We start from the raw sequence: 26717 nt of genomic DNA on the forward strand, positions 1-26717 counted from the left end.
TGTGTGCTGCGGTCCTCGGTTGATGCGCGATGGTGGCGCGAACTGTGCGCGCTGCCGGGTTGGTATGTGTGACGCGCCGTGATGCCGCCGTGATGCTTTCGTCAGTTTTTTTCGTTGATTCGTATGGCGCGCCGCCTGCTGTGCCGTGTGGTGCCGTGTACAGCCAGCGATTCCAGTATGCGCTATTTCGTGGCGTTCTGCTGTGAAGTGGGCCGAGGTGTTGCGCGCAATTTGTGAGCGTCTGTAAGGGATGAAGCGAGCCAATGCGGCATGGCGCGCGCGAGGCACTCAGGGCTGTGCGGGCGTGTCGCTTGCGGGTGCACTGCCGGCGGGCGTTGCATCGGGAACCGTCGACGGAGGCTGCTGCAACGTCGGGGCCGATGCGGAAGATTGCGGCGCAGCGCTCGGTGCTGCGGCGTTCGATGGGTTTGCGTCCGGGTTTGCGTCTGTTGTGCTCGCTCCGTTTGCCGCGGGCAAGGCAATGGGGCCGCGCCAGACCAGCTCGAACTGCGTGCCGTTCGGCTCGGTCTGCACGAGCCGCACGGGCAGCCAGCCGAGCGAGGGCGCAAGCCACACGTCGATGCGCCGCTTGTCGCCTTCGCGGCGCGGCAGCCGCATGAAGTGGCGCGCTGTGACGAAGCCGTGATCGGTGCTCACGCTCTCGTCGCCGATGGTCGTCACGGGCCAGACTTCGCCGCTATCGTTGTCGGCCACATAGAACTCGCGCGTGACGCCGGGTTTGTACGCTTCGGGGTCGCCGCGCACGAGGCTCGCGAGCTGCATCACCATGCTGAAGCGATCCTGCGCGCCGTCCTGCAGCGCGAGCGAGTTCGGCGTGCGCGTGAACACGATCTGCTTCTCGTTGCGGTTGAAGACCGTCACGTCTTCGGGGCGGTGGCCGCGTTTTTCGATGTACTGATCGGGGGCGAGTCCGAACGCGTCCACGTGGCCGCGGCTCGTCCAGCTGAAACTGCCGATGAACGGCAGCGGCACCGATACCACCATTTCGTAGTGCTGTCCGTCGCTTGCCCAGTGGATCGTGCCGGGCTGGTTGCGCACGCCGTTATAGAACGTGTCGTACTGCAGTTCGCCCGAAGGCGGGATCGAGAACTTCACGCCGTGCGAGGCCTGGCTTGCCTGCGCCGAAGGCGTGATGCCGTTGCCCGCGCCGGCGTGCGCCGTGCCGCCGTTGCCTGCGTTAGCCGCCGCGCTGCTGGCAGCCGCGTCGGAGGCTGCCGGGTTCGCGGCCGCCGTGTTCTCCGTTTCGGCCGGGCTGGAGGCGGGCTGCGCCGCCTCGACCTTGGGCCGGGGTTTCGGCGGCGTCACGGCGCGTAGTTCATGCGGCTCGCGCGGTTTGTTCGCCGGACGGCGGGCCGGCTGCGGTGCGGCCTTGTGCGCGGCGCCTGCCGCGGCGGGTTGCGCTTCGCGTTCGATGCGTTCGGGCTTGAGCAGTGCGACCTGCACGGGCACGTGCACATCGCGCACGGGGGGCGGCACGCCGCGATGCCGCTCGATCCACTCGGCCGCGAGCCAATGCAGCAGCGTCACCGCGACGAACACGGCCAGCCAGCGCCAGGCGCGCGAGCGCGGCGGCGAAGGGGGGGCTGGCGTGTCTGAACGGGCGAGGGCGCCTGGCATCGGGCTCGATTTGCGGTGAATGTGAACGTTAATGTGACACGTCGCGCGCGGTGCCTGCAGAAGGGCGCGACGCGCCGCGAACTCGGTTCGACCCGGCTGGCGTCGGCAGCGTTCCGGCCAGCGTGAAATCAGCGCGGAACCGGACTGTACCCCAATTCCCATGAGAGCTTCTGCGCGCACTCGCGCAGCGCCGTGTCGACAGCGCCGTTCCAGTGGATATCGAACGCCCCTTCGTGCCCGAGCGCGATCAGGCCGAGCGCGAGATCGCCCGTGGCGTCGAAGACCGGCGTGCAGAACGCGTGGATCGTCGGCAGCAGCATGCCTTCCACGCGCGCCGCGCCGTGTTCGCGCACTTCGGCCAGCGCGTGCTCGAGTTCTTCGGCGGTGCGCGGCGTCGATCCCGACGTGTAGTGCTGCGCGCCCGCGAGTTCGCGCTCGATCATCGGGCCGGTCTTGCTGCGCGGCAGGTAGGCGGCGAACAGCAGGCCCGTGGCGGAACTCAGCATCGGCATGACGTCGCCGAGCTTGAGCGACGCCTTGGCCGGATGGCTCGACTCCATCCAGTGCACGACTGTCGGTCCCTGGTTGCCCCATACGGCGATGCCCACCGTGATGTCGAGCGCGTCGCGCAGCTCGGCGAGCGCGATGCGCGCGAGCTTGACGCCGTCCACGCGTGCGAGCCGCGCGAGTCCCAGCTGCAATGCGAAGCCGCCCAGTTCGTAGCGTCCCGAGAGCGGATCCTGGGCGACTACGCCGAGCCGCAGGAAGCTCACGAGATAGCGGTGCGCCTTCGCCGGGCTCATGCCCGCGCGCTGTGCGAGATCGCGCAGCATCATGGCGCGCGGCTCTCCGGTCAGCACTTCCAGCAGCCGAAAACCGACTTCGATCGACTGGATCCCCGAGCGCAGCTTCTCCTCGCTTTCAGCTTCGGCGGGCTCGTGGGCGTCGCCGAGATCGTCGACTTCGGCTTCGGCGGGATCGGCGGGGGATGAGCGGCGGGCGGGCAGCGAGGAGGATCGGGAAGGCGGCGACATGGATAGCGTTCTGGTCGAGGCGTGGGCAACGGGGCAACGGGCGGCAACGGGCAGCAACGGGCGACAACGAACCGCGGCAAGCGGAGGGCGGATCGGGCGCGTGCGTGCCGTCCCGTGCGTGCCCCTTGGGTCGTGCCGATTCACCATCGTAGAATACATTTCCTCTATCGTCATCCGCACAACGCACCAGTCCCATGAAACTTGCCACGCTGAAGGACGGCACCCGCGACGGTCAGCTGATCGTCGTTTCCCGCGACCTGCGCACGGCGGCCATTGCCGACACGATCGCGCCAACGCTGCAGCGCGTGCTCGACGACTGGCGCTTCTACGCGCCGCAACTGCTCGATCTCTACGACGCGCTCAACCAGGGCCGCGCGCGCAACGCGTTCAATTTCGACGCCCGCGAGTGCATGGCGCCGTTGCCGCGCGCGTACCAGTGGGCGGACGGCTCGTCCTACGTGAACCACGTGGAGCTCGTGCGCCGCGCGCGCGGCGCCGAGATGCCGCCCGAGTTCTGGACCGACCCGCTGATGTACCAGGGCGGCAGCGACGACTTCATCGGCCCGGCCGACGACATCGTCTGCGCTTCCGAGGCGTGGGGCATCGACTTCGAGGCCGAGGTGGCCGTGATCACCGGCGACGTGCCGATGGGCACGACGCCCGACGAGGCGCTTCGGTCCATCCGCCTCGTCGCGCTCGCGAACGACGTTTCGTTGCGCAACCTGATTCCCGCCGAGCTCGCGAAGGGCTTCGGCTTCTTCCAGAGCAAGCCGGCCACGTCGTTCGCGCCGGTCGCCGTGACGCCCGACGAACTCGGCGCCCACTGGCGCGAGGGCCGCGTGCACCTGCCGCTCGTCGTGCACTGGAACGGCAGGAAAGTGGGCCAGCCCGACGCGGGCACGGACATGGTGTTTCACTTCGGTCAACTGATCGCGCACGCGGCGAAGACGCGCAACCTGCGCGCGGGCGCGATCGTCGGCTCGGGCACGGTGTCGAACAAGGATGCGAAGCGCGGCTACTGCTGCATTGCCGAGAAGCGCTGCCTCGAAACGATCGAGCACGGTGAGGCGCGCACGGAGTTCATGAAGTTCGGCGACAGCGTCAAGATCGAGATGCTCGACGAAACGGGCAAGTCGATCTTCGGCGCGATCGACCAGGCGGTGGCGCCTGCAACGAACGCATCGTGAGACGCCGCCCGGAAAGGGTAAGGCTAGAAGCTGCATGCGGTCTCGACGCGCGTGCCGGCGTGATGGTCGAGACCGCGGCGGCAAATGGGTCTAAAGCGGGTCTAGCCGCGAGCCCGCCAGCGGATCTACCAGCCGCACTGACTGATGTCGCCCGCCATTCATCATCTATCGGAAGCAGGGAGGAAGCGCCCATGAACGATCCTTTTTACGCCCGCTATCACGCGCTGCACGTGCGGCGTCACGAGCACGGCATCGTCGAGATCGTGATGAGCGGCGAAGGCGCGAACAAGAGCGGCCTTGCCACGGCCGACGCCAACATGCACCGCGAGCTTGCCGAAATCTGGCGCGACGTGGACCGCGATCCCGACGCGCGCGTCGCGGTGATTCGCGGCGAAGGCAAGGGCTTTTCGGCGGGCGGGGACCTCGCGCTCGTCGAGGACATGGCCACGCATTTCGACGTGCGCGCGCGCGTCTGGCGCGAGGCGCGCGACCTCGTCTACAACGTGATCAACTGCGGCAAGCCCATCGTTTCGGCGATGCACGGGCCGGCGGTAGGGGCGGGGCTCGTCGCGGGTCTGCTCGCCGACATCTCGATCGCGACGAAGACGGCGCGCATCATCGACGGCCACACGCGCCTCGGCGTGGCCGCCGGCGACCATGCGGCGATCGTGTGGCCGCTCTTGTGCGGCATGGCCAAGGCGAAGTACTACCTGCTGCTGTGCGAGCCCGTGAGCGGCGAGGAAGCGGAGCGCATCGGCCTCGTTTCGCTCGCCGTCGACGAGAACGATCTGCTGCCCAAAGCATTCGAGGTGGCGAGGCGCCTCGCGAACGGCTCGCAGACCGCGGTGCGCTGGACCAAGTACGCGCTCAACAACTGGCTGCGCATGGCCGGCCCGAACTTCGACACCTCGCTCGCGCTCGAATTCATGGGCTTCGCGGGGCCCGACGTGCGCGAGGGCGTGCAGTCGCTGCGCGAGCGGCGCATGCCGGATTTCCCGGGCGGCGATCCGTTCAAGTTCTGATGCCCCCGTGCCGCGATGCCTCGTCCGCCCCGGCATCGCGCGCAGGCCGCCTTGCGCGGTATGATCGGACAGATATCGCAAGGCCACCTCCCTCCAACACCGTCTCTGCGAGGAGATCCGCATGACTGACACAGCTGGCACCGTGCCGCCGTTTCCCGGGTTTCCCGGCTTCCCGCCCGCCGAGATGCTCGACCGCATGTGGGGGATGATGCGTCTCACGCCGTTCGGCAGCGCTTTCCCGGGCAGCGAGCCGGGCATTGCGCAAGGCCTCGGACCGTCGCTCTCGATGATGTCCGACATCATGACGCCGCTTACCAGCATCGAGGAGCTCGACAAGCGCATCACCGACCTGCGCGCCGTCGAGCAATGGCTCAAGCTCAATCTGAGCATGCTGCAGTCGGCCATCCAGGCGATGGAAGTGCAGCGCGCGACGCTTTCGACGCTGCGCGCGTTCGGCGCGTTCGCGCAGTCGCAGATGTCGCCGCCGCCTGCCGCCGAGTCCACGCGCCCGGCTGCGAAGGCCGCGAAGGCCGCGACGGCCGCGACGGCCGCGACGGCGGAACCTTCCGCCTCGGCCGGGTCTGCCGAGGCAAGCGACAACGCGCCTCCGCCGCCGCCCGGCTTCGACGCCTCGGCCTGGTGGAACTTGCTGCAGGCCCAGTTCAACCAGCTCGCGCAGTTCGCGATGACGCAGCCGATGGGCGCCGCCCCGGAGGCTTCCGCGCCGGAGCCGGCACCGGCGCCGGACGAGGCGGCGAGATCTGCCGGCAAGCGCGCCGCGGGCAAGCCGTCCGCGTCGCGCACGACGAAGAAGGCGCCGGCGCAGCCCGAGTGAGGCGCGCGGCGCACGTTTGAAGAATCGCGCCCGCAGGGGGCGCTTACGGGGAGCGTCGGCATCATGCGGCTTGCGCTCGTGATGATGGGTGGCGGGGCGCGCGCGGCCTACCAGGCCGGCGCGCTGCGCGCATTGGCGGAAATCGCGGAAGCCGCCGAACCCGGACGCCGCGAGATGCCGTTCACGGTGATCTGCGGCACCTCGGCGGGGGCGATCAACGCCACCTCGATCGCGAGCCACGCGGACCACTTCGTGCAAGGCGCGACGCGTCTCGCCGACTTCTGGGCGAACCTGAGCGCCGACCACGTCTATCGCACGGACTGGCCCGGCATCGCCGCCGCGGGCGCCCGCTGGCTCGGCGCGCTGGCGTTCGGCTGGGCCACCTTCGGACTCGCGACGCAGCGCACGCCCAAGACGCTGTTCGACAATGCGCCGCTCGCGCATTTCCTCGCGCGCACCTTGAGCTTTCACCGCATCGAGCAGATGCTCGACGAGCGCCGCCTGCATGCCGTCGCCGTCACGGCGCTCAGCTATTCGTCGGGGCGGCATCTCACCTTCTACCAGGCGAGCGAGCCCATCAGCGCCTGGCGCCGCGCGCAGCGCACGGCGCGCATGGTCGAGCTCACGCCCGCGCATCTGCTCGCTTCGTCCGCCATCCCTTACGTGTTTCCCGCGGTGCGTCTCCAGATCGACGGCCGCCACGAGTATTTCGGCGACGGCTCGATTCGCCAGATGGCGCCGCTCAGCCCGGCGATCCACTTCGGCGCGGGGCGCATCGTCGTGATCGGCGCCGCCGCGCCGGCGCCCGAGGTGCCCCTCGCGAGCCCCGACGCCTACCCCACGCTCGCGCAGGTCGGCCAGCAGGTGCTGGCGAGCGTGTTCCTCGACGCGCTCGGCGCCGACATCGAACGCGTGGAGCACATCAATCGCGTGCTTCGGCACTTGCCCGAGACCGTGGAGCCCGAAAGCGGCTGGCGGCACGTGGACGTGCTCGCCATCGCCCCCAGCGAGCGCATCGAGCTCATCGCCGCGCGCCATCTGCTGGCGCTGCCGCGTTCGGTGCGCATGCTGCTGGGGGCGGTAGGCGGCAATCGCGCGTCGGGAGCGGCGTTTGCCAGCTATCTGCTGTTCGAGCAGGCGTTCACGCGCGAGCTGATCGAGCTGGGTTACCGCGATACGCTGGCCCGACGCGACGTGCTTTTGACCTGGCTCAAATCGCCGACGGGCGGCGCGAGCGACCATCCGGAGGGGCGGCGGATCTGACAGATCGGCGTGCTATCATCGTGTAAGGTGGTTTTCCCGGCCGTTTCGGCGTTGTTCGACCTGGTTTCACGCGCTTGCCGGCTTCTGCGGCGAGGGCCCGGCGGCAGCGAGCGAGGGCGGATGGCGCAGGACGGCAGGGCCGCGGCAATACGCCGCATGCCGTTGCTGGCCACGGCTCGCTGGTTGGGAGGCGGGCCTGGCGGCGCGGGTGACGCCTGCGCGGACACACCGGCATTCGGGTTCCAGGCACGGAGCAGCTACCCAGGACTCGCCAGGCCGCTTCTCATTCGAGTACACGGATTACTGTCCGACGGGCGCAACACGGCTGCCGGATGCGTCTGGGTGGCCGATTACCGCGTAAAATTAAATGTTTTCGCCTGCGCGCCGCGGATTTCCGCGGGCACGCGGCACGCTACGAAATCGTCATGCGCGCGTGATGCGCAGATCAGGGGCGGGACTATGAACACGATGCTTTATCCGGAACTTTACAAATCGCTCGAATCGGTCCGTTGGGATATGGAGAAGGACATTCCCTGGGACAAGTTCGACGCATCGCTCCTCACCGACGAGCAGGCGAAGACCATCAAGATGAACGCCATCACGGAATGGTCCGCGCTGCCGGCCACCGAGATGTTCCTGCGCGACAACCACCACGACAGCGACTTCTCCGCGTTCATGAGCGTGTGGTTCTTCGAGGAGCAGAAGCATTCGCTGGTGCTGATGGAGTACCTGCGCCGCTTCAAGCCGGAACTCGTGCCGACCGAGGAAGAACTGCACGCGGTGCGCTTCACCTTCGACCCGGCGCCGCCGCTCGAAACGCTGATGCTGCACTTCTGCGGCGAGATCCGCCTGAACCACTGGTATCGCCGCGCGGCCGAATGGCATACGGAACCCGTCATCAAGGCGATCTACGAAACCATCTCGCGCGACGAGGCGCGCCATGGCGGCGCCTACCTGCGCTACATGAAGAAGGCGCTCACGAACTTCGGCGACGGCGCGCGCGCGGCGTTCGCGAAGATCGGCGTGCTGATGGCCTCGGCGCGCCGCACCGAAAAGCCGCTGCACCCCACGAACCTGCACGTGAACCAGGCGCTGTTCCCGCGCGACACGGTGCAGTCGCGCCTGCCCGATCCGGAATGGCTCGAGCGCTGGCTCGACGAGCAGATCCGCTTCGACGACGGCTGGGAGAAGAAGGTCGTCGAGCGCATCCTGCACAACCTGTCGATCCTGTTCGAACGCACGTTCAACACGGCGCAGGAGTTGAACCGCTACCGCAAGGAAGTGGTCTCGCGCCTGCAGTCCGACCAGGGCGCGCAGCAGCAGCCCGCCTGAGCGCCGCGTGCGCCGGGCCGGCATGAAGCAAGCCGGCGGGCGCACAGTGCGATCGGCATGATCGGGACGGCCCGGGCGCTCGCGCGTGCCGGGCCGTTTGTTTTGGCCTCCTGTCCGAGGCCCTGTTTGCTTCAACCGAGTCCCATTCGATGCCCGCTTCCTTCGAACGCAAGATCACGACGCGCGAGGCGCTCGCGCAACTGCGGCCCGCGCTGGCCGGTCCGGTGGTGTTCACCAACGGGGTCTTCGACATCCTGCACCGCGGGCACGTGACCTATCTCGCCGACGCGAAAGCGCTCGGCGCGACGCTGATCGTGGGCGTGAACAGCGACGCTTCGGTGCGCATGCTCGGCAAGGGCGACGACCGCCCGATCAACACGGAAGCCGACCGCATGGCCCTGCTCGCGGCGCTGGAAAGCGTGGACTGGGTGGTGTGTTTCGGCGAGCGCACGCCGATCGAACTGATCGAGGCGCTGCGCCCGGACGTGCTCGTGAAGGGAGGCGACTACGACATGGACGCGCTGCCCGAGTCGGCGCTCGTGCGCGGCTGGGGCGGGCGCGCGCTCGCGATTCCGTTCGAGCACGACCGCTCGACCACGAAGCTGCTCAAGAAGGTGCGCACCCAGGCGGGCTGAGCGCCGGCCGGCCGCGCCGTTATTGCGCGAGCGTCGAGGCCTGCACCGCGGGGTCGGCCACCGGGCCGCCCACCACCGGCACGTCGACGGATTCGGACGCCGTAATCGGCCGCACGCCGAGCCGCTCCGGGTGGATCTGCCGGGTCAGCGGCTGGGTATCGCGCAAGCCCGAGGCGGGCGTCGGGCCAAAGACGCCGCGCAGCGCCCCGAAGGCGAGAAGGTTGGCGATGATCAGAATGGCGAGCAGCCAGCGCAGCATCGTGTGAAGCTCCGTCGATATCGTTAGGGGCGGCCTATGCGGTACGGCCCGCCAGGACCGCGCGGTCAGGACTGCGCCGCGATCAGCGCGAGGCCCGCGAGCACCAGCGCGTCGTGGCGAGTATGCGGCACCTTGAGGGCCGCTGTCACTTCGGCGGCCGCGCCGCCGCTCACCACGAGCCGCACCGGCTCTTTCCATTCGCGTTGCAGATCCGCCCACGCGCGCTCGATCAGCGCCGCCTGGGCGAGCGCGCAGCCTGCCGAGATGGAGCGCCGGGTGTCGGCGGCGAAGAACGGGCCGGCTGGCGCGGCGTCCGCGCCGCTCTTTGCATCGTCCGCAACGCCGCCGATCAGGCCGCGCGCCGAGGACGCATCGAGCACCGGCAATTGCGCGGTGTGCTCCCCGAGCGAGCGCATCATCAACGTCCAGCCCGGCGCGATCAGGCCGCCGACGAAGCGGCCGTCTGCGCGTAGCGCCTCGAGCGTCGTGGCGGTGCCGAAGGTTGCGATCAGGAGCGGCTCGCCGGGAAACGCCGCGCGCGCGCCGATCAGGCCCGCCCAGCGGTCGCTGCCGAGCGACCCGGGCGTGGCATAGCCGTTGGTCACGCCGCATTGCTGCGCGCTCGAGCGGATTACCGTGCGCGGAAGTCCCGGCCAGCGTGCCTCGATCAGCGCGTCGATACGCTGCCCGACCCGGTCTCCCGCGACATTCGAGATCCATGCGCTCGCGGGCGCCGGCAGGGCCGACCAGCCCGGCAGTTCCGGCTTGCCGTCGAACAGGCTGTCGTGATTCGCCGCGCCCGCGTGCGTGCGTGGGCCCGCCGCGTCGGCAATGGCCCATTTGATCCGGCTGTTGCCCGCGTCGATCAGCAGGAAGGGCGACGCTCGGGATAGATCGGTTGCCGCGTTCATGCGCCGCTGCCCGCGATGCGCAGCGAAATGTCGCCCGTCGCGACGGTCTCCCGGCCGTGCGCCGTGTCGACGAGCAACTGGCCGCGCTCGTCCACTCCCACCGCCACCCCGCGCATCAATGCCTTGCCCTGTTCGTAGAGCGTCACCTCGCGGCCCGCGTAGGCGTGGCAGGCGTTCCAGCGCGCCTGGAACGGCGCGAAACCGCCTTGCGCGAAACGTTGCAGCGCGTTTTCGAGCGCGTTGAGTTCGGCGGCGAGCGTGTCGGTGAGATTCGCTTCGGGCCAGGCGCGCGAGAGCGCCGTGGGCGTCGTGCCCGGCACCGCGGCGGCGTCGGCGCCCGCGTTCAGCGCATCGAGCTTCGCGGCCAGCGCGTCGGCGCCGCGCACGTTCGTGCCGATGCCGATCACGACGGCCGTCGCGTCGGGCGTGCTCCAGGCCGTTTCCACGAGAATGCCCACCAGCTTGTCGCCTTCGAGCAGCACGTCGTTCGGCCACTTGAGCGCGATCTGGCCGGGCGCGGCCACGGGCAGCGTGCGCAGGCCGTCCACGAGCGCCGACCCGAGCGCGAGGGAGAGGCCCGCGAGGCCGTCGAGCGGGCGCGGCAGCACGCAGGCGAGCGAGAACAGCAGCGCGTCGCCGGGCTGCGCGACCCAGCTGCGGCCGCGCCTTCCGCGGCCCGCCGTTTGCAGATAGGCCACGCGCACGATCGGCCGCGCGAGGGCGTCGGCGCGCTGGGGCAGGGTCTTCATGCGCGCCATCAGGTCGGCGTTGGTCGAGCCGGTTTCCTCGACGATCTCGATGGGCCAGTCGTGGGCGGCCGGGCCGAACAGGGTGATTGCGCGATCGCGGTCGATGCGCCAGTCGCCGGCGGGCCGCGTTGCGGAAGAAGAGGTCGCGTTCATGAGGCGTATTGTAGTGGCTGGCGACGCGGCAGCCGCGCGGGGTTTGCGGGGCCCTGGCCGGCTGGCGCGCCGGACATGCGCATCCGTGCGCGCCCGTACCGCCTAAACGGGGCGCGTTCGCTACAATGACTGCTCACTCTCCCGCCCGAGCGTTCCGCCTTGATCCAAGAGATGCCGCCCGGCCTCGACATCGCGGCCGGCCCCCACGGAAAGATCGTCCGCCTTTCCGGTCAGTGGACCGCGCTGGCCCTCGCACGAGACCGCGAGCGCGGCGGGGCGGCGCTGCGCCTGCGCGCGCTCGCGCTGGCGCGCGAGCCGGTCGGCCAGTGGGATCTCTCGGGCGTTCAGCACATGGACCACGTGGGCGGCCAGGCGCTCTGGCGCGTCTGGGGCCACAAGCTGCCCCCCGACCTCGTGGCGCTCACCGATACCCAGCGCGACATCTTCAACCGCATCGCCCTGCTCGATTCCGTGCGCGAGCCGGTGGAGAAGGTGGTCCGCATCGATCCGGTGACTCAGTTCGGGCTCGCGATCTTCTCGTTTTTCGAACACCTGTACGGCGGCATCGCGATGCTCGGCCGCGTGATCCTCGACCTGCTGCTGGTGCTGCGCAAGCCGAAGCTCACGCCCTGGATCGAGATCTCGGCGAATATCTACAACGCGGGCGCGCGCGCGTTGCCGATCACGGCGCTCGTCGCCTTCCTGATCGGCATCGTGCTGTCGTATCTCTCCGCGCAGCAGCTGCGGCTCTTCGGCGCGAACCAGTACATCGTGAACATCCTCGGCCTCGCGGTGATCCGCGAGCTCGGCCCCGTGCTCTCGGCGATTCTCGTGGCCGGCCGCTCGGGCTCGGCCATCACCGCGCAGATCGGCGTGATGCGCGTGACCGAGGAACTCGACGCCATGCGCGTCATGGGCATCCCGCACGGCCTGCGCCTCGTCATGCCGCGCGTGGTCGCGCTCGGCATCGCCATGCCGCTGCTCGTGACCTGGACCGACATGATCGCGCTCGCCGGCGGTGCGCTTGCGGCGAAGCTCGTGCTCGGCATCGACGCTTCGTACTTCATCCGCTCGCTGCCGAGTGTCGTGCCCATTGCGAACGTGTGGATCGGCCTTGGCAAGGGCGTGGCGTTCGGCATGCTCGTCGCCATCGTCGGCTGCCATTTCGGCTTTCGCATCAAGGCCAATTCGCAGAGTCTCGGCGAGGGCACGACCACCTCGGTCGTCAGCTCGATCACGATCGTCATCCTCGCCGACGCCGTGTTCGCGATCCTGTTCCAGAACGTGGGGCTGTCATGAGTACGCTCGGCATTGCCGGCACCGTCGGCACGAGGAGCACGCCGCTGAAGGAGGTGGTGCGCGACCTGCCGCTGCCCGACATCGGCGAGCCGGTGGTCGAGGTGCGCAATCTCAGCAAGCGCTACGGCCGCAATGTCGTGCATCAGCATCTGAACCTCGATATCCGGCGCGGCGAGATCGTGACGATCGTGGGCGGTTCCGGCTCGGGCAAGACGACGCTCGTGCGGCAGATTCTCGGGCTCGAAAGGCCGACTTCCGGCAGCATCAAGCTGTTCGGCGAGGATCTTACGCAGATCGACGACGAAGCCGCGCGCCTCATGCGCACGCGCACCGGCATGCTGTTCCAGCACGGCGCGCTCTTTTCCTCGCTGTCGGTGTTCGACAACATCGCGCAGCCCGTGCGCGAACTGGGCAAGGTGCCCGCCGACCTTCTGCGCGACATCGTGATGCTCAAGCTGGAGATGGTCGGGCTGCCGTGCAAGCACGCCTCGAAGATGCCGGCGGCGCTCTCGGGCGGGATGGTCAAGCGCGCGGGCCTTGCGCGCGCCATCGTGCTCGAGCCCGAGCTGCTGTTTCTCGACGAACCGACGGCGGGGCTCGACCCGCATTCGTCGGACGAAGTGGTGGATCTGATCAGCACGCTGCACCGGGCGCTCGGCCTTACCGTCGTGCTGGTGACGCACGATCTCGACGCGATGGTCGCCCTTTCCACGCGCGTGGCCGTGCTGGCCCAGCGCCGCGTGCTGGTGGCGGCGCCCGTGGAAGAGGTGGCGGGCGTGGACGATCCCTTCATCAGCGAATATTTTCTGGGTATGCGCGGCCGGCGCGCGCTGCAGGCGCTGCCGCCCGAGCGGCGCGCGAAGCTGCCGCCGGCGGCGCTCGCGCCGGCCTTCGGCATATAGGGGGCCGGACATGTGCGCGCTTTCGTGCTGGTTTGGGTGTTCGCTTCTGCATTTGCCCTGCGCCGCGGTCGCCAACGAGGGAATCTGACGATGGAAAACAAACCGCATGCGTTCTGGGCCGGTCTTTTTACGATCGGCCTCCTCGTCGTGATCGCGCTGGTCGTGCTCTTCTTCAGCGCCGACCACACCGTGCGCGTGCCATACGACCTGATTTCGCGCTCGAACGTGACGGGCCTCTATCCGGACGCGGCCGTGCGCTATCGAGGCCTCGACGTCGGCAAGGTGGAGTCGATCAGGTTCGACCCGAATCGGCCGGGGCAGATCCGCATTCGCATCCTCGTCGACCAGAAGGCGCCCATGACGCGCTCCACCTACGGCACGCTCGCCCTGCAGGGCGTGACGGGCATCGCGTTCGTGCAGCTCGACGACAACGGCCAGGACCTCTCCGCGCTGCCTTCGTCCGACGCGCACGTCGCGGAGCTGCCGCTGCGGCCGGGTCTGCTCGATCAGCTGCAGCGGCGCGGCGACGCGCTGCTGCGCAAGCTCGACCGCATTGCCGGCGACGTGGACGATCTGCTCTCCCCGGACAACCGCAAGCAGCTGATGGGCGCCGTCTCGAGCCTGCAACAGGCCGCGGACAGTGCGAACACGCTCGCGAAGCAGCTCGAGCCGACCACGAAGGCGCTGCCTGGCGCGGTAAGCGACCTGCAGCGCACGCTCAAGTCCACGAACCAGTTGATCGAGAACGTGAACCGTCCGGACGGCCCGTTCCAGGTCAACCTGAACAAGGCCGGCACGGCGGCGGCGCAGGCGGGCGCGGCGCTCGCCTCGATGGATGCGTCGATCCAGGTCCTTTCCACGCGCATCGGCTACGACACGCTGCCTCGCGTCGACTCGCTGACCGAGGATGTGCGCTCGGCCATGCGTTCGGTGGACCGCGCGGCGGGCACCTTCAGTACGAGCCCGAACAGCCTGCTGTTCGGCGGCGCGCCGCGGCCCGCGCCGGGGCCGGGCGAGCCCGGCTTCGTCTGGCCCGCGGCCGCCGGCGGCAAGTAAGGCCCTGTGCAGCCACACGCGCACTACGTTCGATGCATGAAGCGCGGCGCGCTGGCGCCGCACGACCCAGAAGGAACTGCAATGTCACGCTCGACCTCTTATCCCGGCCGCAGGCCAGGCAAGGCACCGATGGTGTGCGCGGCGCTTTTTGCCGCCACGCTGCTCGCGGCGTGCGCGGGCCAGGGCGCTGCGCTTGGCGACGTCCGCTACGACCTCGGACCGCCGGCCCCGGCAAGCGCGGCGAGTATGGCGGGGCCGTTGCCGCCGCTCAAGGTGCTCGAAGTGAATGCGCCGCCGCCGCTCGATAACGACAGCATCCTCTACCGCCTGAGCGGCAACGAGCAGCGCACGGGGCAGTATGCGAACAGCCGCTGGACGATGTCGCCGGCGCGCATGCTCACGCTGCGCCTGCGCGCGGCGCTTGGCGCACACGCGACGGTGCTCTCGGGCATCGACGCCGTGCAGGCGCCGATGCTCAAGATCGAGCTCGACCAGTTCGAGCAGGTGTTCGACAGTCAGACCGCAAGTTCGGGCGTGGTGTCCGGGCGCGCGACCCTGATGCAGGGCGCGAAAGTCATCGCGCAGCATGTGTTCGTTGCGCATGCGCCGGCCGGCTCCCCCGATGCGGCGGGCGGTGTCCGCGCGCTCGCGGCGGCCAGCGACGACTTCGTGAATCAGGTCAGCGCGTGGCTTGCCACGCAGCAGCTTGCCGCTGCGCCCTGAACGAAGCGCAAGACTGCGCCGCGGTCCGGGCGGCGCCGGAGCGTTCGCGCCGCGCTCGCTATAATCGACCCGTTCATCGACGCGCATTAATCGACGCATGAATCGACGCATTAATCAGCCGATCCCGACACCGCGTCGCGCGGTTTGCCGCGCGGCCTTCACCGCGACTTTCACCGGTGCTTCATGCCATGACCGATTCGTTCTACAAGTACCACGTCTTCTTCTGCCTGAACCAGCGGGAACCCGGCGCCGAGCGCCCGAGCTGCGCCAACTGCAACGCCCAGGCCATGCAGGAATACGCGAAAAAGCGCGTCAAGCAGCTGGGCCTCGCGGGGCCGGGCCAGGTGCGCATCAACAAGGCGGGCTGCCTCGACCGCTGCGAGGAAGGGCCGACCGTCGTCGTGTATCCGGAGGGCACCTGGTACACGTATGTCGACGAAACCGACATCGACGAGATCGTGGTTTCGCATCTGCAGAACGGCCAGGTGGTCGAGCGCCTCAAGATCGACCGCTGAGGACTGCCGCACGATGAACGCCCAGACGCAGAAATTCCAGATCGATGGTCTCGTCGGCAAGATCGAATGCGCGCTCGACCTGCCGGATGCCGGCACGCCCGCGCGGGGCATGGCGCTCGTCGCGCACCCGCATCCGCTCTTCGGCGGAACCATGGACAACAAGGTCGCGCAGACCCTTGCGCGCACGCTCGTGCAACTGGGCTACACCACGTACCGCTCGAATTTCCGCGGCGTGGGCGCGACCGAAGGCACGCACGACAACGGCATCGGCGAACAGGACGATCTGCTTGCGCTGATCGCCCACATGCGCGCGCAGCCGGGCCAGGCCGACGTGCCGCTCGTGCTCGCGGGTTTCTCGTTCGGCACGTTCGTGCTCTCGCATGTGGCGAAGCGCTACGCCGAGGCGGGCGGCGTGATCGAGCGCATGGTGTTCGTCGGCACGGCCGCGAGCCGCTGGGAGGTCACGACGGTGCCCGAAAACACGCTCGTCGTGCACGGCGAGCTTGACGACACGGTGCCCATCCTTTCTGTCTACGAATGGGCGCGGCCGCAGGAACTCCCGATCGTCGTGATTCCGGGGGCGGAACACTTCCTGCATCGCAAGCTGCATATCCTCAAGCGCATCATCGTCGAAGCGTGGCGTTGAGCCGCTCAATCGTCCCCGTTTTTATCGGCGTGTAAGGGACAGGCGGCGGGACGGACAGCGGGCGGGCAGCGCGTCGTGTTCGTGCGGAAAATGCACGACAGGTACGCATAAAAGCGGCTTTGGAGAAAAAACGCCACAACGTGGCGCGTATAATGGCCGTTCTTTTTTGTGGATGCCGCAGCCCGCGGTTCGCGGCGCGAAGGCTCCGTTCGACCTGCCGGCGCATGCGTTGCATGCCTGCCGTGCCCATCGTGCCGCGCGCGAACCACTCGCCGCGCAGCCGGTCCAACGGGCGCTGTTTGCGCCGGCCCGAGCGGCCGCGCCGTCCACTCACCGGATCTCCTCGACCGTGCGCCGCATGGCGCGCAAGTTCATTCAGCCCATATTCAGCCCGACCCTGAACCTATGCGTTTTCTTTCCTCCGGCCAACTGTCTTCCGCTTTCGTTCCCTCTTCCATCGTTCGCACCGTCACGCTCGGCGCCGTGCTGCCCGCCGCGCTCTTCGCGTCGGCCAGCGCCTTCGCGCAGGTGCCGCCGCCCGCGGTGACCGCGCGTTCGTGGGTGCTCGTCGACGCGACGGCCAACCAGGTGCTCGCTGCGGGTAACGCCGACGAGCGTGTCGAACCGGCTTCGCTCACGAAGCTGATGACGGCCTACCTCGTGTTCGAGGCGCTGCAGACGAAGAAGATCTCGATGGAGCAGATCGTCACGCCGAGCGACGCCGTGCGCCGCGTGAAGAACGACGAGTCGCGCATGTTCATCGAGGCGAACAAGCCGGTGTCCGTGCACGACCTCGTCTACGGCATGATCATCCAGTCGGGCAACGACGCGGCTATCGCGCTGGCCGAACTCGTGGGCGGCAGCGAGGCGAACTTCGTCAACATGATGAACGCCGAGGCGCAGAAGCTCGGCATGACGCACACGCACTTCGCCGACGTCAACGGCATGCCCGACCCGAATCACTACACGACGGCCGGCGACCTCGCGACGCTCTCGACGCACCTGATCCGCGACTTCCCCGAGTACTACAGCATCTTCTCGGTGAAGGAATTCAAGTACAACAACATCAAGCAGCCGAACCGCAACCGCCTGCTGTGGATCGACCCGACCGTCGACGGCCTGAAGACCGGCCATACCCAGGCGGCGGGCTACTGCCTGATCGCGTCGGCGCGGCGCCCGATCGCCGGGGGCGGCGAGCGTCGTCTCGTCTCGGTGATCATGGGCGAGCAGAAGGAGCACGACCGGGTGCAGGACAGCCTGAAGATGCTCAACTACGGCTATAGCGCCTACGACACCACGCGCATCTATCAGGCGAACCAGGTGATCGCGACGCCGCGCGTCTACAAGGGCGCCGAGGATGCGGTGAAGGTCGGCGTGAAGAAGGATCAGTACGTGACGCTGCCCAAGGGCGCCGCCGACAAGGCCAGGCCGCAGGTCGACCTGACGAACCCGCTGATCGCGCCGCTCGCGGACGGGCAGCAGGTGGGCACGGCGAAGTTCGTCGGCGCCGACGGCAAGGTGCTCGCGCAGTTCCCGATCGTCGCTCTCCAGGCGGTGCCGCAGGCCGGCATCGTGGGCCGCGTGTGGGATTCGCTGATGCTCATGTTCAACAAGAAGAAGTAATGAACGGTCCGACGCCCGCGCCCGGCGCGCACCGTGATCCGGCGCCCGAGCCGCTCGTCTGGCTCAACGGCGGGCTCACGCCGCTTTCCGAGGCGCGCGTGCCGGTGCTGGACCGCGGCTTCATTTTCGGCGACGGCATCTACGAAGTGGTGCCGGTGTATGCGCTGGCCGTCGAGGGCGAGCCCCGCAAAGTGCGCGTGCCGTTTCGCGTCGCGCAGCATCTCGCGCGCCTCGCACGCTCGCTCGCGAAGGTTTCGATCGCGAATCCGTTCGACGAGGCGGGCTGGTGCGCGCTGATCGCGCGTGTGATCGAGGCAAACGAAGCCGCGGGTGCGATCGCGCGCGACGAGCACGCGAGCATCTATGTGCAGGTGACGCGCGGCGTCGCGAAGCGCGCGCACGCGTTTCCGTCGGACGTGCGGCCCACGGTGTTCTTGATGGCGAACCCGATGAGCCTGCCCACCGACGCCCAGCGCGCCGGCGGCGTGGCCTGCGTGACAGCCCAAGACCGCCGCTGGCTGAACTGCGACATCAAATCGACCTCCCTGCTCGGCAACGTGCTGATGGCGCAGCACGCGGCCGAGCACGGCGTGTGCGAGACCATCCTGTTGCGCGACGGGTGGCTCACCGAAGGGGCGTCGTCGAACGTGTGGGTGGTGAAGGACGGCGCGCTCCTGGCGCCGCCGAAGAGCCACCTGTTGCTCGAAGGCATCCGTTACGGGTTCGTCGAGGAACTGGCGCGCGAATGCGGCATTCGCTTCGAGGCGCGCCAGATCGACGAGGCCGCGCTGCGCTCGGCCGACGAGATCCTCGTCACGTCGGCGACGAAGGAAGTGCTGCCGGTGACGTCGCTCGACGGCAAGACGGTTGGCAGCGGCCAGCCGGGACCGGTCTATGCGGCGCTCTACGCGGCGTATCAGCGCGCGAAGGCGCGCTCGGCCGCCGGGGCGCACGCGCAACGCTTTCAGACTATCGCGGCCGCATCGCTGCAAGGAGCAGGAAAATGAACAAGGCCCCGAATACTCAACCTGACGCCACCTCGAAAGAAACGCTGATCGAATTTCCGTGCGACTTTCCGATCAAGGTGATGGGCAAGACGCACCCGGAATTCGCATCGACCATTACCGGCGTGATCCGCACGTTCGATGCGGGCTTCGACGAGCGCGCCATCGAAACGCGTCCGTCGAGCGGCGGCAACTACACGGGCCTCACCGTGACCGTGCGCGCGACGAGCCAGGTGCATCTCGACGATATCTATCGCGCGCTCACCGGGCATCCGATGGTGAAGATCGTGCTGTGAACGCGGGCGCGTCGCAGCGACAGGGGGCTTGTCGCTCATGTCAAAGCGTTCCACGGGTTCAGGATCGCGACGCCGGTTGCGGCGAAATCCGCGACATTGCGTGTAACGACGGTCATGCCATGCACCAGCGCGGTTGCCGCAATAAGCGCGTTCCGTTCCGAGCGTGGATCCGGTACGTGTAGCCGGGCGCAGCGTTGAGCCACTGCCGTGTCGACCGGTAACACGCGCCCCGCGAACTCAGGCAGTACATGCTGATCGAACCATGCCCTTAGCAGCGCGCCCTGCACCGCGTCCCGCTGCTCGATTCGCAAAACACCGGTTTCCAGCTCCATGATCGTGATGGCGGAAACAAACAGGGCGGCGGCATCAACGGTTGTGGTCCACGCCGCAACGTTGGCATCGGCTTTACCCGTTCGTACCTTGCGCAGTTCGGAAACGATGTTGGTATCCAGAACGAACATCATCAGAATTCGGCCGGCCGGGTGACGATATGGGCGCGCGGCAGATCAAACTCAATGTCCTCGATCCCAGGCATCGCGAGAGCGTCTGCAATGTTGCGGCGCTGCTGCGTAAGCCTTTGGTACTCCTCGAAACTCAACAGCACGTGGGCTGGCTTGCCGCGGTCCGTGATAAACACGGGGCCGTCCTTTGTGGCTTTCTTTGCCTTGTTGACGTCTTGATTGAGCTCCCGGCTCGACAGGGTCGTGATTGTCATGATGGCACTCCCGGCTGCAAATTTGTAGGTACGTGACTACCTATGCTGCAACCCGCTCAGCGCCCCTCTCCCACCCGCTCGCGCAGCGCGGCCGCCGCTGCCGTCATGAGCGGTCCCGCCTCGCACGCGTCCTCATAAAGCCGCCGGAAGCGCGCGACTTCGTCGAATACCCACGCGCGAAATGCCTGCACGCGTTCGGTCTCGAGCCGCTGCGGCGTGCAGATGAAGTAGTAGCGCCAGGGGCTCGGGCCGTCGATGTCCTTGAAGAGCCGCACGAGCCGTCCTTGCGTGATCTCGTGCATGGCGAGCGAGCGCCGCACGAGCGCGATGCCCTGGCCGTCCATGGCCGCCTGCAGCAGGTTCGACGAGTCCTGATACAGCACGCCGCGCTTCGGCTCGGGCAGATCGGTCAGGCCCGCCGCGTCGAACCACGGGCGCCACAATTCGTCGTCCGAGCGCAATAGCGGCAGCTTGGCGATCTCCTGCGGTTCGGCCGGCAGCTTGCCGCCGCGGAAGTTCGGCGAGCAGGCGGGAAAGAAGATCTCGTCGAGCAGCAGCTCGGCGTGCAGGCCCGGGTAGTGCCCGTAGCCGAAGCGGATCGCCACGTCCACGTCGTCGCGGGTGAAGTCGGTGAGCTGATTCGTCGACTGCAGTTCCACGTCCCACTGCGGGTGCGCCTCGATGAAGCGGCCGATGCGCGGCGTCACCCAGCGCGCCGCGAACGACGACAGCATCGACACCACGAGCCGCCGGTCGCGGTCGCCGGCGCGGATTTCCTGGGTGGCGTGCGCGAGCTGGCCGAGCGCTTCGCGCACCTGGCCCGCGTAGCGGCGGCCGGTGTCGGTGATGCGCACGCGCTTGCCGTCGCGCACGAACAGCGAAACGCCCAGTTCGGCTTCGAGCGCGCGGATCTGGTGGCTGACGGCGCCGTGCGTGACGAAGAGCTCGTCGGCGGCGCGCGAGAAACTCTCGTGACGGGCGGCGGCCTCGAAAGCCTTGAGCGCGTTCAGCGCGGGGAGCTGGCGGAGATCCATGTCGTAGTTTTTCTCACATAGCCGTGAAAATTGATCGTTTTGCTCAAGCCCTTGATACGCCTACGATTGTAGCCATCGGAGCCGGTTCGGCGGAGGCGGAAATGAGAGAAATTTCTTCGGATGTCACGTTTGAAGTGCTGGCGGATCAGGTGTCGTCGGTGCGTGTCGCGTGCAGCACGCGGATCACGGTGCGCTGCGGCGCGGTCTGGATTACGCGCAGCGACGACACGGCCGATTACTGGCTCGAACCGGGCCACACCCTGCGGTTGCGGCGCGGGGAGCGGCTGTGGATCGGTGCGGAAGGCGGCAAGGCTGCGTGGGTGGCGTTCGAAGCGCCTGCGCGCCTCGGCGAGCGCGTGTTCGACATGCTGGCGCGGTATGCGGCGCGCTTCGGGGTACACAAGGGCAACGGGTGGTACTCCGTTTGACGAGCCTGCATGGGGCTGGAGTTCGAAGGGGCGGACATTGATGCGCCCCTTTTCGTGTCCGGCGGGGTTGTCCCGATTTCGGTAAACTCCCGGAATCATGTGCGCCACCCCGGTATCGCCCCCTCAAATACCTTCCGACCCTGTTGAGCCGGAAGCGGCCCTCCTAGGACATCCTGCATCGGCAGTCCCCATCGTGCTGCGCTGGCGCGGCCTCGAGCCGTACCAGGCAAGCTTCGACGCCATGCGCGAGTTCACCGCCGCCCGCACGGCCGGCACGACCGACGAAATCTGGCTTGTCGAGCATCCTCCGGTTTTCACGCTGGGCCAGGCCGGCAAGCCGGAACACCTGCTCGTTGCCGACAGCGGCATCCCGCTCGTGCAGATCGACCGCGGCGGCCAGATCACCTATCACGGCCCCGGCCAGGTGGTGGCGTATCTGCTGCTCGACCTCCGGCGCCGCAAGCTCATGGTGCGCGAGCTCGTCGAGCTCATCGAGGAGGCCGTGATCGAAACGCTGGCGGCGTATAATCTCGCGGGTGCGCGCAAGGCCGGCGCGCCCGGCATTTACGTGCCGGAACAGGCCGGCGGCGCGAGCGCCGCGCACGTGGGCGCGAAAGTCGCCGCGCTGGGCCTCAAGATCCGCAATGGCTGCAGCTATCACGGCGTGAGCCTGAACGTCTCGATGGACCTGAACCCGTTTCTCGCGATCAATCCGTGCGGTTATGCGGGTCTCGAAACGGTCGACATGGCCGCGTTGGGCGCGAGCGCAGGCTGGCGCGACGTCGCCGCGACGCTGGCGGCGCGGCTCGAGGCGAATCTCGCCGCGCATCATGCGGCGCAGGCAAAGGACACAGGCGCGTTTCCCGCGCCAACGCTTTCGGTGGCCGAAGCGGCCGCCGCAGACCCGGCAGCCGAAGCGGCTCCGCCGGACCCGGCCGCAGCACGGCCTGAAGGCGGGCAACCGCCGCAACCGCAGGCCGGCGTAACACCGGCGGCCTGACTGGATCGACAGAATGAGTGACGTAAGCACCAACGCCGGCACGAACCCCGCCACCGAGGCCGTTCCCTACGACGCAACCGCGAAGCAGAAGGCGCAGGCCAAGACCTCGCGCATTCCCATCAAGGTCATCCCCATCGAGAAGCTGAAGAAGCCGGAATGGATCCGCGTGAAGGCGGCCACCGGCAATTCGCGCTTCTACGAAATCAAGAACATCCTGCGCGAGCACAACCTGCATACGGTGTGCGAGGAAGCGAGCTGCCCGAACATCGGCGAGTGCTTCGGCAAGGGCACCGCGACGTTCATGATCATGGGCGACAAGTGCACGCGCCGCTGCCCGTTCTGCGACGTCGGCCACGGCCGTCCCGATCCGCTCGACCCGGACGAGCCCGCAAACCTCGCGCGCACGATCGGCGCGCTCAAGCTCAAGTACGTCGTGATCACGAGCGTGGACCGCGACGACCTGCGCGACGGCGGCGCCGGCCACTTCGTGGAGTGCATCCGCCAGGTGCGCGAGCAGTCGCCCGAAACGCGCATCGAGATTCTTACGCCGGACTTCCGCGGCCGTCTGGACCGCGCCATCGGCATCCTGAACGCTGCGCCGCCCGACGTGATGAACCACAATCTCGAAACCGTGCCGCGCCTCTACAAGGAAGCGCGCCCGGGTTCGGACTACGCGCACTCGCTCAAGCTGCTCAAGGACTTCAAGGCCCTGCATCCCGAGGTCGCGACGAAATCGGGCCTGATGGTGGGTCTCGGCGAAACCGAGGAAGAGATTCTTCAGGTGATGCGCGATCTGCGCGCGCACGACGTCGACATGCTGACCATCGGCCAGTATCTCCAGCCTTCGGAGCACCATCTGCCGGTGCGCGCCTACGTGCATCCCGACACCTTCAAGATGTACGAGGAAGAGGCGTACAAGATGGGCTTCACGCACGCGGCCGTGGGCGCGATGGTGCGTTCGAGCTATCACGCCGACCTGCAGGCGCATGGCGCGGGCGTTGTCTGATCGAAAGGCTGGCCGAAAGCCGTCTTGAAGCGCCCGGTCAGCCGCGCGCCAGAAAAGCGGCCCATCCCGCGAAAAGCCCGCTAAACGCGGGCTTTTTTGCGCCTATGCGCGGCGCGTTTGCGGTGCACGATACGAACATCCGCATTCCGCGCCCGCCTTTTGCCGCCGTCTTTCCCGTTTGGCGCGAAAAGCAATGCCCGAACGGCGTCATTAGCTATCGCGGATAAATTAGAACCGGCTGCCGTCAGACTCCCTATAGTCAGGTTCTTCGTTCTATCCCGCTTCAGCTTTCTTGCTTACGTTACGGAGTTTGACCCGATGAAACGCGCCCATGCCTCATCGCGCTTTGCCCGACCTCTCGCGGCCTCGCTGGCTGTTGTCGCCGCGCTGGCGTGCGCTTTCGGCGCGAGCGGCGCGCAGGCCGCCGACAGCGGCTCCCGCGAGGTGGTGATCGCCTGCCAGGACATGGTGGTGCCGTGGCGCTACGCGCAGGCGACGGGCGAGGTGGAGAAGGCCACCGGCTACAAGGTCACCTACCGCAAGCTCGCGGGCGGCGCCGACGTGATCCGCGCGCTCGCCTCGGGCTCCGTGCAGCTCGGCGAGGCCGGCTCCAGCCCGATCGCGGCGGGGCTCTCGCAGGGCCTCGACATTTCGCTCTTCTGGATTCTCGACAACATCAACGACGCCGAAGCCCTCGTCGCGCGCGACGGCTCCGGCGTGACGAGCGTGGCGGGCCTCAAGGGCAAGACGATCGGCGTGCCGTATGTGTCGACGTCGCACTTCCATACGCTCGTCGCGCTCGAGAACGCGGGCGTCAATCCCGCCGACGTGAAGATCGTCAACCTGCGTCCGCCCGAGGTGGCGGCGGCCTGGCAGCGCGGCGACATCGACGCTGCCTACATCTGGGACCCCGTGCTCGCCGAGGTGAAGAAGAACGGGCACGTGCTGATCACGTCGGGACAGGTGGCGAAGGCCACGGGCAAGGCGACCTTCGACGGCTTCGTCGTCGACCGCCGCTTCGCGAAGGACAACGCCGATTTCCTCGCGAAGTTCGTGAAGGTGCTCGCGGCCGCCGACGCCGACTACAGCGCGCATCGCAGCGCATGGACCGCCGCGTCGCCGCAGGTGCAGGCGGTGGCGAAGGAGTCCGGCGCGAACCCGCAGGACGTGCCCGCCAGCCTCGCGCTCTACGCCTTCCCGACCCCCGCCGAACAGGCCTCGAAGACGTGGCTGGGCGGCGGCGCGCAGTCTGGCGCGGCGCAGTCGCTGCTTGCCACGGCGACCTTCCTGAAGGCGCAAGGGACGATCCAGAACGTGCTGCCCGACTATTCGGTGGGGGTCGATCCGCAGTTCGTGCAGCGCGCTTCGGTGCACTGACAGGCGCATTGACGAGGCACAGGGACCGCATCATGAGCACGCTTGAAATCCGCAATCTGGGCGTCGTCTACGACGGCGCCACGCGCGGCGCGCCGGCCAGCGCCGCGCTCGCGAACGTCGATCTGACCGTGGAGAGCGGCGAGTTCGTCGTCGCGCTCGGTGCCTCGGGCTGCGGCAAGACCACGCTGCTCAACTGCATCGCGGGCTTTATCCAGCCCGCCCAGGGCGAGGTCCGTGTGAACGGTGCGCGCGTGACGGGACCGGGCGCCGACCGCGGCGTGGTGTTCCAGAAACACGCGCTGATGCCGTGGCTCGACGTGCTCGGCAATGTCGCGCTCGGGCTGCGCTTTCAAGGCACGCCGAAGGCGGAGCGCGAGCGCATCGCGCGCGAGCAACTCGCGCTGGTGGGACTGGAGCCGCATGCGCGCTCGCGCGTCTACGCGCTTTCGGGCGGCATGCAGCAGCGCGTGGGTTTGGCCCGCGCGCTCGCGAGCGATCCGCAGATGCTGCTGATGGACGAGCCGATGGGCGCGCTCGACGCGATGACGCGCGAATCGATCCAGGAGCTCGTGCTGGACGTCTGGGGGCGCACGAAGAAGACGGTGTTCTTCATCACGCACGATGTCGAGGAGGCGCTTTTTCTCGCGACGCGCGTTGTCGTGATGACGCCGGGGCCGGGCCGCATCGAGCACGAGTACGCGTTGCCGTTCGCACGGCGCTATCTGCAGACACGCGACGCGCGCGCGGTGAAGTCGTCGCCGGAATTCATCGAGTGGCGCGAGCGGCTGATTCAGCTGCTGCATGCGCGTGCGTCCGAACCGGCGTTGTCGTGAGGAGGATGTCATGAGCGTGCCGCAGGAGTCGTTGCGTGACGTCGCGTTGAAGGCGCGTCCTTCCCGGGCGCAGCGCGCGCCCGAAGCACCCGGCGTGTCGCGTGGATCCCCCGGATCCCCCGGGACTTCCGCCGCCAAAGTCTGGCGCATGCCCGGCGAAGGCCCGACCGCGGCGCTTTCCGCGGCCTCCGTTGCGGGGCTCGCGCTGCTCTGGTGGCTTGCCACCCATCTGCACTGGCTGCCGCCGCTTTTCCTGCCGACGCCCGAGGCGGTCTGGCGGGCCTTCGTCGACGCCTGGCACGGCCGCATCCAGGGCGGCCTGCCGCTCTCCGAGCATCTCGCGTGGAGCGCGTTGCGCGTGTTCGGCGCGTTCGCGCTGGCGGCCGTGACGGCGATTCCGGTCGGCATCCTCATGGGGGTCTCGCGCGTCGCGCGCGGGCTGCTCGATCCGCCGCTGGAGTTCTACCGCCCGCTGCCGCCGCTCGCCTATCTGCCGCTTGTCGTGATCTGGTTCGGCATCGACGAGACCGCCAAGATCGTCGTGATCTGGCTCGCCTGCTTCGCGCCGATCGCGATGGCCGCGCGTGCCGGCGCGCGCAGCGCGACCGTCGAACAGATTCGCGCGGCGAGCTCGCTGGGCGGCAGCTTCTGGCAGATCGTGCGTTTCGTCGTGCTGCCCGCCGCGCTGCCGGAGATCCTCACCGGGTTGCGGATTGCCATCGGCTTCGGCTGGACCACGCTCGTGGCGGCGGAAATGGTGGCAGCCACCGCGGGCCTCGGCCAGATGGTGCTCAACGCGTCCAGCTTCCTGCGCACCGACGTCGTCGTAATGGGGATCGTGCTGATCGGGCTCATTGCGTGGAGCTTCGATCTCGGCATGCGCGCGCTCGAACGGCGCCTTGTGCCGTGGAAGGGGCGCGGCTGAGGCCCAGGGTTTTTCTGGTTCCCCTTCCTTGCTTGTGACGTCACGCCTCGCGCGTGACGCTCCGCTTTTCCGGAAAGCCAGACGCCTCGCGTCCGGCTTTCCGGAAATCCATATCCGCTTCGTGTTTTCAGGACAAAAAATCCTTGTAGATCAAGGCTTTCGGCGTTCGAGCCTGTTGGCATCAACCTTGCGAAACAGAGGCCGCGGCCACCCAGGCCGACAACTATATGGTCCGGAGTCAGGGCTTCAGCCCTTACCCTGGCCGACAAGGAGACAGCCGATGTCCGTTACCCCCTCCCGGTTTCGCTGATTCCCCG

The 26717-nt window shown here is 68.0% G+C and carries 29 protein-coding genes; 21 read left to right on the forward strand and 8 right to left on the reverse strand.

Annotated features, from left to right (window positions below; all coding sequences use genetic code 11):
• Positions 1-288: 288 nt before the first annotated feature.
• Both BAC01S_RS02435 and BAC01S_RS02440 read right to left on the reverse strand, forming a co-directional pair.
• Positions 289-1638 (reverse strand): DUF3108 domain-containing protein, encoded by a 1350-nt coding sequence (locus tag BAC01S_RS02435; protein WP_043200878.1) that lies wholly within the window; start codon positions 1636-1638, stop codon positions 289-291.
• Positions 1639-1766: 128 nt separating this feature from the next.
• The gene (locus BAC01S_RS02440; protein WP_027793331.1) at positions 1767-2672 is read right to left on the reverse strand and encodes an IclR family transcriptional regulator; all 906 of its coding nucleotides are present in this window, start codon (positions 2670-2672) and stop codon (positions 1767-1769) included.
• Positions 2673-2866: 194 nt separating this feature from the next.
• Here BAC01S_RS02440 and BAC01S_RS02445 point away from each other — a divergent pair, with 194 nt between their 5' ends.
• From BAC01S_RS02445 to rfaE2, 6 genes are all read left to right on the forward strand, one after another.
• Positions 2867-3859 carry a fumarylacetoacetate hydrolase family protein gene (locus BAC01S_RS02445; protein WP_027793332.1) on the forward strand — a complete coding sequence of 331 codons (993 nt, stop codon included), beginning with the start codon at positions 2867-2869 and terminating at the stop codon, positions 3857-3859.
• Positions 3860-4050: 191 nt separating this feature from the next.
• Positions 4051-4881, forward strand: a complete 831-nt coding sequence (locus BAC01S_RS02450; RefSeq protein WP_027793333.1) for an enoyl-CoA hydratase/isomerase family protein — start codon at positions 4051-4053, stop codon at positions 4879-4881.
• 121 nt (positions 4882-5002) lie between these two features.
• Positions 5003-5716: a PhaM family polyhydroxyalkanoate granule multifunctional regulatory protein gene (locus BAC01S_RS02455; RefSeq protein WP_027793334.1), complete on the forward strand. Its 714-nt coding sequence runs from the start codon at positions 5003-5005 to the stop codon at positions 5714-5716.
• 63 nt (positions 5717-5779) lie between these two features.
• Positions 5780-6979, forward strand: a complete 1200-nt coding sequence (locus BAC01S_RS02460) for a patatin-like phospholipase family protein (protein ID WP_027793335.1) — start codon at positions 5780-5782, stop codon at positions 6977-6979.
• 459 nt (positions 6980-7438) lie between these two features.
• On the forward strand, positions 7439-8311 hold the full coding sequence (locus BAC01S_RS02465; RefSeq protein ID WP_027793336.1) for a ferritin family protein: 873 nt from the start codon (positions 7439-7441) through the stop codon (positions 8309-8311).
• Positions 8312-8460: 149 nt separating this feature from the next.
• Positions 8461-8946 carry a D-glycero-beta-D-manno-heptose 1-phosphate adenylyltransferase gene (gene rfaE2, locus BAC01S_RS02470; protein WP_027793337.1) on the forward strand — a complete coding sequence of 162 codons (486 nt, stop codon included), beginning with the start codon at positions 8461-8463 and terminating at the stop codon, positions 8944-8946.
• 19 nt (positions 8947-8965) lie between these two features.
• Here the strand turns inward: rfaE2 and BAC01S_RS02475 are convergent, their stop codons facing one another.
• The 3 genes from BAC01S_RS02475 to BAC01S_RS02485 form a co-directional block, all read right to left on the reverse strand.
• Positions 8966-9205 carry a hypothetical protein gene (locus BAC01S_RS02475; protein WP_027793338.1) on the reverse strand — a complete coding sequence of 80 codons (240 nt, stop codon included), beginning with the start codon at positions 9203-9205 and terminating at the stop codon, positions 8966-8968.
• A gap of 65 nt (positions 9206-9270) precedes the next feature.
• A complete protein-coding gene (locus BAC01S_RS02480) occupies positions 9271-10116 on the reverse strand; it encodes a type III pantothenate kinase (protein ID WP_027793339.1) in 846 nt (281 codons plus the stop codon).
• Entirely contained in the window at positions 10113-11018 is a 906-nt protein-coding gene (locus BAC01S_RS02485) for a biotin--[acetyl-CoA-carboxylase] ligase (protein ID WP_027793340.1), read from the reverse strand. The genes BAC01S_RS02480 and BAC01S_RS02485 overlap by 4 nt, the downstream gene beginning before the upstream one ends.
• A 171-nt stretch (positions 11019-11189) precedes the next feature.
• Between BAC01S_RS02485 and BAC01S_RS02490 the strand changes: the two genes are divergently transcribed.
• The 9 genes from BAC01S_RS02490 (at position 11190) to BAC01S_RS02530 (ending at position 19082) form a co-directional block, all read left to right on the forward strand.
• Positions 11190-12317: an MlaE family ABC transporter permease gene (locus BAC01S_RS02490; RefSeq protein WP_043200881.1), complete on the forward strand. Its 1128-nt coding sequence runs from the start codon at positions 11190-11192 to the stop codon at positions 12315-12317.
• Complete coding sequence (locus BAC01S_RS02495; RefSeq protein WP_043200883.1) at positions 12314-13219, forward strand: ABC transporter ATP-binding protein; 906 nt, start codon at positions 12314-12316, stop codon at positions 13217-13219. Before BAC01S_RS02490 ends, BAC01S_RS02495 begins: the two co-directional genes overlap by 4 nt.
• 90 nt (positions 13220-13309) lie before the next feature.
• Positions 13310-14275, forward strand: a complete 966-nt coding sequence (locus BAC01S_RS02500; RefSeq protein WP_027793343.1) for an MlaD family protein — start codon at positions 13310-13312, stop codon at positions 14273-14275.
• A gap of 81 nt (positions 14276-14356) precedes the next feature.
• A complete protein-coding gene (locus BAC01S_RS02505) occupies positions 14357-14998 on the forward strand; it encodes an ABC-type transport auxiliary lipoprotein family protein (protein ID WP_027793344.1) in 642 nt (213 codons plus the stop codon).
• Positions 14999-15186: 188 nt separating this feature from the next.
• A complete protein-coding gene (locus BAC01S_RS02510) occupies positions 15187-15513 on the forward strand; it encodes a (2Fe-2S) ferredoxin domain-containing protein (RefSeq protein ID WP_027793345.1) in 327 nt (108 codons plus the stop codon).
• Positions 15514-15526: 13 nt separating this feature from the next.
• Positions 15527-16159: an alpha/beta hydrolase gene (locus tag BAC01S_RS02515; protein ID WP_027793346.1), complete on the forward strand. Its 633-nt coding sequence runs from the start codon at positions 15527-15529 to the stop codon at positions 16157-16159.
• Positions 16160-16564: 405 nt separating this feature from the next.
• A complete protein-coding gene (locus BAC01S_RS02520) occupies positions 16565-17782 on the forward strand; it encodes a D-alanyl-D-alanine carboxypeptidase family protein (protein WP_027793347.1) in 1218 nt (405 codons plus the stop codon).
• Positions 17782-18789 carry a D-amino acid aminotransferase gene (locus tag BAC01S_RS30105; RefSeq protein WP_043200885.1) on the forward strand — a complete coding sequence of 336 codons (1008 nt, stop codon included), beginning with the start codon at positions 17782-17784 and terminating at the stop codon, positions 18787-18789. The genes BAC01S_RS02520 and BAC01S_RS30105 overlap by 1 nt, the downstream gene beginning before the upstream one ends.
• Entirely contained in the window at positions 18786-19082 is a 297-nt protein-coding gene (locus tag BAC01S_RS02530) for a DUF493 family protein (protein ID WP_043200887.1), read from the forward strand. The genes BAC01S_RS30105 and BAC01S_RS02530 overlap by 4 nt, the downstream gene beginning before the upstream one ends.
• Positions 19083-19117: 35 nt before the next feature.
• On the opposite strand, the gene BAC01S_RS02535 is transcribed toward BAC01S_RS02530, so the two are convergent.
• Genes BAC01S_RS02535 through BAC01S_RS02545 form a run of 3 tightly spaced genes read right to left on the reverse strand, consistent with a single transcriptional unit; the run spans position 19118 to position 20831 of the window.
• A complete protein-coding gene (locus BAC01S_RS02535; protein WP_027793349.1) occupies positions 19118-19546 on the reverse strand; it encodes a type II toxin-antitoxin system VapC family toxin in 429 nt (142 codons plus the stop codon).
• Positions 19546-19797 carry a type II toxin-antitoxin system Phd/YefM family antitoxin gene (locus tag BAC01S_RS02540; RefSeq protein WP_027793350.1) on the reverse strand — a complete coding sequence of 84 codons (252 nt, stop codon included), beginning with the start codon at positions 19795-19797 and terminating at the stop codon, positions 19546-19548. The genes BAC01S_RS02535 and BAC01S_RS02540 overlap by 1 nt, the downstream gene beginning before the upstream one ends.
• A 56-nt stretch (positions 19798-19853) precedes the next feature.
• Entirely contained in the window at positions 19854-20831 is a 978-nt protein-coding gene (locus tag BAC01S_RS02545; RefSeq protein WP_027793351.1) for a transcriptional regulator GcvA, read from the reverse strand.
• A gap of 101 nt (positions 20832-20932) precedes the next feature.
• On the opposite strand from BAC01S_RS02545, the gene BAC01S_RS02550 reads away from it, so the two are divergent.
• The 6 genes from BAC01S_RS02550 to BAC01S_RS02580 all read left to right on the forward strand — a co-directional run bounded on the left by BAC01S_RS02550 (position 20933) and on the right by BAC01S_RS02580 (position 26400).
• Positions 20933-21259, forward strand: coding sequence for a DUF2917 domain-containing protein (locus BAC01S_RS02550; protein WP_027793352.1), 327 nt, complete (start codon positions 20933-20935; stop codon positions 21257-21259).
• Positions 21260-21356: 97 nt separating this feature from the next.
• On the forward strand, positions 21357-22259 hold the full coding sequence (gene lipB / locus BAC01S_RS30110; protein WP_084168145.1) for a lipoyl(octanoyl) transferase LipB: 903 nt from the start codon (positions 21357-21359) through the stop codon (positions 22257-22259).
• A gap of 13 nt (positions 22260-22272) precedes the next feature.
• Positions 22273-23265, forward strand: a complete 993-nt coding sequence (gene lipA, locus BAC01S_RS02560) for a lipoyl synthase (RefSeq protein ID WP_027793353.1) — start codon at positions 22273-22275, stop codon at positions 23263-23265.
• Between the two features lie 318 nt (positions 23266-23583).
• On the forward strand, positions 23584-24642 hold the full coding sequence (gene tauA / locus BAC01S_RS02570) for a taurine ABC transporter substrate-binding protein (RefSeq protein ID WP_027793354.1): 1059 nt from the start codon (positions 23584-23586) through the stop codon (positions 24640-24642).
• Positions 24643-24674: 32 nt separating this feature from the next.
• On the forward strand, positions 24675-25475 hold the full coding sequence (locus BAC01S_RS02575; protein ID WP_027793355.1) for a taurine ABC transporter ATP-binding protein: 801 nt from the start codon (positions 24675-24677) through the stop codon (positions 25473-25475).
• A 10-nt stretch (positions 25476-25485) separates the two neighbouring features.
• Positions 25486-26400, forward strand: coding sequence for an ABC transporter permease subunit (locus BAC01S_RS02580; RefSeq protein ID WP_156954277.1), 915 nt, complete (start codon positions 25486-25488; stop codon positions 26398-26400).
• The last annotated feature ends 317 nt before the right edge of the window (positions 26401-26717 follow it).

This window comes from Paraburkholderia acidipaludis NBRC 101816, assembly GCF_000684975.1.
Classification (GTDB): domain Bacteria; phylum Pseudomonadota; class Gammaproteobacteria; order Burkholderiales; family Burkholderiaceae; genus Paraburkholderia; species Paraburkholderia acidipaludis.